The organism is Affinundibacterium danionis (genome assembly GCF_042432465.1).
GTDB classification, from domain to species: Bacteria; Pseudomonadota; Gammaproteobacteria; order Burkholderiales; family Burkholderiaceae_D; genus Undibacterium; species Undibacterium danionis.
In genome coordinates this window covers 1-5,144 of sequence record NZ_JBHLXJ010000028.1, presented here as the reverse complement: position 1 = coordinate 5,144, position 5,144 = coordinate 1, and the positions used below count along the sequence as shown (strand labels likewise).

The following is a 5,144-nucleotide window of genomic DNA, read 5'->3' as shown; positions in this document are numbered from 1 at the left end:
TATAAAAAGCAAAAGCCCCAAGTTCAGAGGAACTTGGGGCGATGCGGAATAAAAGCCTGACGATGACCTACTTTCACACTGGTTGCAGCACTATCATCGGCGCAAAGTCGTTTCACGGTCCTGTTCGGGATGGGAAGGTGTGGTACCAACTTGCTATAGTCATCAGGCATAACTTGTTGATTTGCTGTTCTCATGAACAACAAATCCAATTAAGAAGAAGCTTGTAGGGTGGGCTAAGCCCACGCGTTACCGTCTATCAAGACGGTCGCAAATAATCGGTTGTGATTGCTCAAACTATTGGCAAACACTTTGTAATACTTGTCTAGTTATCTATAACTGACCAAAGTTATAGGGACAAGCCGTACGGGCAATTAGTACTGGTTAGCTTAATGCATTACTGCACTTCCACACCCAGCCTATCAACGTCCTGGTCTCGAACGACCCTTTAAAGAGCTCAAGGCTCTGGGATATCTCATCTTAAGGCGAGTTTCCCGCTTAGATGCTTTCAGCGGTTATCTCTTCCGAACATAGCTACTCGGCAATGCCACTGGCGTGACAACCGATACACCAGAGGTTCGTCCACTCCGGTCCTCTCGTACTAGGAGCAGCCCCCTTCAAATATCCAACGCCCACGGCAGATAGGGACCAAACTGTCTCACGACGTTTTAAACCCAGCTCACGTACCACTTTAAATGGCGAACAGCCATACCCTTGGGACCGGCTACAGCCCCAGGATGTGATGAGCCGACATCGAGGTGCCAAACTCCCCCGTCGATATGAACTCTTGGGAGGAATCAGCCTGTTATCCCCAGAGTACCTTTTATCCGTTGAGCGATGGCCCTTCCATACAGAACCACCGGATCACTATGTCCTACTTTCGTACCTGCTCGACTTGTCAGTCTCGCAGTTAAGCACGCTTATGCCATTGCACTATCGTCACGATGTCCGACCGTAACTAGCGTACCTTCGAACTCCTCCGTTACACTTTGGGAGGAGACCGCCCCAGTCAAACTGCCTACCATGCACTGTCCCCGACCCAGATAATGGGCCAAGGTTAGAACCTCAAACAAACCAGGGTGGTATTTCAAGGATGGCTCCACGAGAACTGGCGTCCCCGCTTCAAAGCCTCCCACCTATCCTACACAGATTGGTTCAAAGTCCAATGCAAAGCTACAGTAAAGGTTCATGGGGTCTTTCCGTCTAGCCGCGGGTAGATTGCATCATCACAAACATTTCAACTTCGCTGAGTCTCGGGAGGAGACAGTGTGGCCATCATTACTCCATTCGTGCAGGTCGGAACTTACCCGACAAGGAATTTCGCTACCTTAGGACCGTTATAGTTACGGCCGCCGTTTACTGGGACTTCAATCAAGAGCTTGCACCCCATCATTTAATCTTCCAGCACCGGGCAGGAGTCACACCCTATACGTCCACTTTCGTGTTTGCAGAGTGCTGTGTTTTTATTAAACAGTTGCAGCCACCAGTTTATTGCAACCCTTTCACCCTTCTGGCGCAGGCCAGTCAAGCTACAAGGGCGTACCTTATCCCGAAGTTACGGTACCAATTTGCCGAGTTCCTTCTCCCGAGTTCTCTCAAGCGCCTTAGAATACTCATCTCGCCCACCTGTGTCGGTTTGCGGTACGGTCTCGTATGACTGAAGCTTAGAGGCTTTTCTTGGAACCACTTCCGATTGCTTCGTGAATAAATTCACTCGTCTCAACCCCTTGAATTATGTGCCCGGATTTGCCTAAGCACCTTCTACAAGTCAAGAACAGGCTCTTCCAACCGCCTGACAACCTTCCGCGATCCGTCCCCCCATCGCATCATACGACGGTGCAGGAATATTAACCTGCTTCCCATCAGCTACGCATCTCTGCCTCGCCTTAGGGGCCGACTCACCCTGCTCCGATGAACGTTGAACAGGAAACCTTGGGCTTACGGCGTGGGAGCTTTTCACTCCCATTATCGCTACTCATGTCAGCATTCGCACTTCTGATACCTCCAGCATCCTTTACAAGACACCTTCGCAGGCTTACAGAACGCTCTCCTACCATATCCTAAAAGGATATCCGCAGCTTCGGTGTACAGCTTAGCCCCGTTACATCTTCCGCGCAGGACGACTCGATCAGTGAGCTATTACGCTTTCTTTAAAGGGTGGCTGCTTCTAAGCCAACCTCCTGACTGTTTTAGCCTTCCCACTTCGTTTTCCACTTAGCTGTACTTTGGGACCTTAGCTGGCGGTCTGGGTTGTTTCCCTCTTGACACCGGACGTTAGCACCCGATGTCTGTCTCCCAAGCTCGCACTCAACGGTATTCGGAGTTTGCAATGGTTTGGTAAGTCGCGATGACCCCCTAGCCATAACAGTGCTCTACCCCCGTTGGTGATACTTGAGGCACTACCTAAATAGTTTTCGGAGAGAACCAGCTATTTCCAGATTTGTTTAGCCTTTCACCCCTACCCACAGCTCATCCCCTAACTTTTCAACGTTAGTGGGTTCGGACCTCCAGTACCTGTTACGGCACCTTCATCCTGGCCATGAGTAGATCATCTGGTTTCGGGTCTACACCCAGCGACTGTCGCCCTATTCGGACTCGATTTCTCTGCGCCTTCCCTATGCGGTTAAGCTCGCCACTGAATGTAAGTCGCTGACCCATTATACAAAAGGTACGCCGTCACGGAACAAGTCCGCTCCGACTGTTTGTATGCACACGGTTTCAGGTTCTATTTCACTCCCCTCCCGGGGTTCTTTTCGCCTTTCCCTCACGGTACTGGTTCACTATCGGTCGATATCGAGTATTTAGCCTTGGAGGATGGTCCCCCCATGTTCAGACAGGATTTCACGTGTCCCGCCCTACTTGTCGCATACTTAGTTCCACACCGATAATTTCGTATAAGGGGCTATCACCCTCTATGGCCGGAGTTTCCAATCCGTTCTACTATTAAAGATGCTAAATCATGCAGGCTCTTCCCATTTCGCTCGCCACTACTTTGGGAATCTCGGTTGATTTCTTTTCCTGTAGCTACTTAGATGTTTCAGTTCGCCACGTTCGCTTTGCAACCCTATGTATTCAGGTTGCAATGACCTTACGGCCGGGTTTCCCCATTCGGAAATCTGCGGATCAATGTGTGTTTGCTCACTCCCCGCAGCTTATCGCAAGCTACTACGTCCTTCATCGCCTGATATCGCCAAGGCATCCACCATGTGCACTTAGTCACTTGTCCCTATAACTTTGATTTCTAGTGTCTGAGTTGATTACTCTCTTCAGGTTCATCACTAAAAAGTAGTTATAGTTCTTTACTACTATATGAGTATTACTTTAGCGTTGCCGTAGCTCAAGTGAGTTATTTTCTTCGTCAATTGCTTGACGACGACTTGGATCACTTTTACTACTTTGTTTGTTCGATACAATCACAACCCTTCCATAAATTTGTTAGTAGCTTCCGCCACCAACTCCTCTACGAAATAATTTTGATTATTTCTACTTTACTTCTTCTCAATTGTTAAAGAACGGTACTACTTAATTACTTTGCTTTCGCTCTGAAAGAACAAATCTCAATAGCGCTCGCGCTACTCACATTTGTTATTTCGATTTTGCTTCTCTTCGATTTGGTAGGGCTGGTTGGGCTCGAACCAACGACCCCCGCGTTATCAACACGGTGCTCTAACCAGCTGAGCTACAGCCCCAGTCAATTACCACTAGTTACTTAACTTGGTGGAGGTTACCGGGCTCGAACCGATCACCCCCTGCTTGCAAAGCAGGTGCTCTACCAGATGAGCTAAACCCCCATTCGTTTTACAACTTAACCGGGCAAATCTCGAAGTCGCTTCTATTACCAGCGTCTTCTGCGTTCTTTATCATTAACAGTCAATAAGTGTGGACACTTAACATTCAAGCGCACTCTAGAAAGGAGGTGATCCAGCCGCACCTTCCGATACGGCTACCTTGTTACGACTTCACCCCAGTCACGAACCCCGCCGTGGTAAGCGCCCTCCTTACGGTTAAGCTACCTACTTCTGGCGAAACCCGCTCCCATGGTGTGACGGGCGGTGTGTACAAGACCCGGGAACGTATTCACCGCGACATGCTGATCCGCGATTACTAGCGATTCCAACTTCATGTAGTCGAGTTGCAGACTACAATCCGGACTACGATACACTTTCTGGGATTAGCTCCACCTCGCGGTTTGGCAGCCCTCTGTATGTACCATTGTATGACGTGTGAAGCCCTACCCATAAGGGCCATGAGGACTTGACGTCATCCCCACCTTCCTCCGGTTTGTCACCGGCAGTCTCATTAGAGTGCTCAACTTAATGTAGCAACTAATGACAAGGGTTGCGCTCGTTGCGGGACTTAACCCAACATCTCACGACACGAGCTGACGACAGCCATGCAGCACCTGTGTATTGGTTCTCTTGCGAGCACTCCCAAATCTCTTCGGGATTCCAACCATGTCAAGGGTAGGTAAGGTTTTTCGCGTTGCATCGAATTAATCCACATCATCCACCGCTTGTGCGGGTCCCCGTCAATTCCTTTGAGTTTTAATCTTGCGACCGTACTCCCCAGGCGGTCTACTTCACGCGTTAGCTGCGTTACCAAGACAATTAAGTCCCGACAACTAGTAGACATCGTTTAGGGCGTGGACTACCAGGGTATCTAATCCTGTTTGCTCCCCACGCTTTCGTGCATGAGCGTCAGTGTTATCCCAGGGGGCTGCCTTCGCCATCGGTATTCCTCCACATATCTACGCATTTCACTGCTACACGTGGAATTCTACCCCCCTCTGACACACTCTAGCCATACAGTCTCAAATGCAGTTCCCAGGTTAAGCCCGGGGATTTCACATCTGACTTATATAACCGCCTGCGCACGCTTTACGCCCAGTAATTCCGATTAACGCTTGCACCCTACGTATTACCGCGGCTGCTGGCACGTAGTTAGCCGGTGCTTATTCTTCAGGTACCGTCATTAGCAAGCCATATTAGGACTCACCGTTTCTTCCCTGACAAAAGAGCTTTACAACCCGAAGGCCTTCTTCACTCACGCGGCATTGCTGGATCAGGGTTGCCCCCATTGTCCAAAATTCCCCACTGCTGCCTCCCGTAGGAGTCTGGACCGTGTCTCAGTTCCAGTGTGGCTGGTCG

General features: G+C 49.7%; 2 tRNA genes and 3 rRNA genes. All 5 read right to left on the bottom strand.

The annotated features are described in order from the left end of the window. Window positions 1-54: 54 nt before the first annotated feature. Window positions 55-167 (bottom strand): 5S ribosomal RNA (gene rrf, locus ACFFJH_RS18080). Between the two features lie 183 nt (window positions 168-350). Continuing rightward, window positions 351-3,223 (bottom strand): 23S ribosomal RNA (locus ACFFJH_RS18075). A gap of 386 nt (window positions 3,224-3,609) precedes the next feature. Continuing rightward, window positions 3,610-3,686 (bottom strand) — tRNA-Ile (locus tag ACFFJH_RS18070). A gap of 26 nt (window positions 3,687-3,712) precedes the next feature. Then, window positions 3,713-3,788, bottom strand: a tRNA-Ala gene (locus ACFFJH_RS18065). A 118-nt stretch (window positions 3,789-3,906) separates the two neighbouring features. After that, window positions 3,907-5,144, bottom strand: a 16S ribosomal RNA gene (locus ACFFJH_RS18060); the annotation flags it as partial.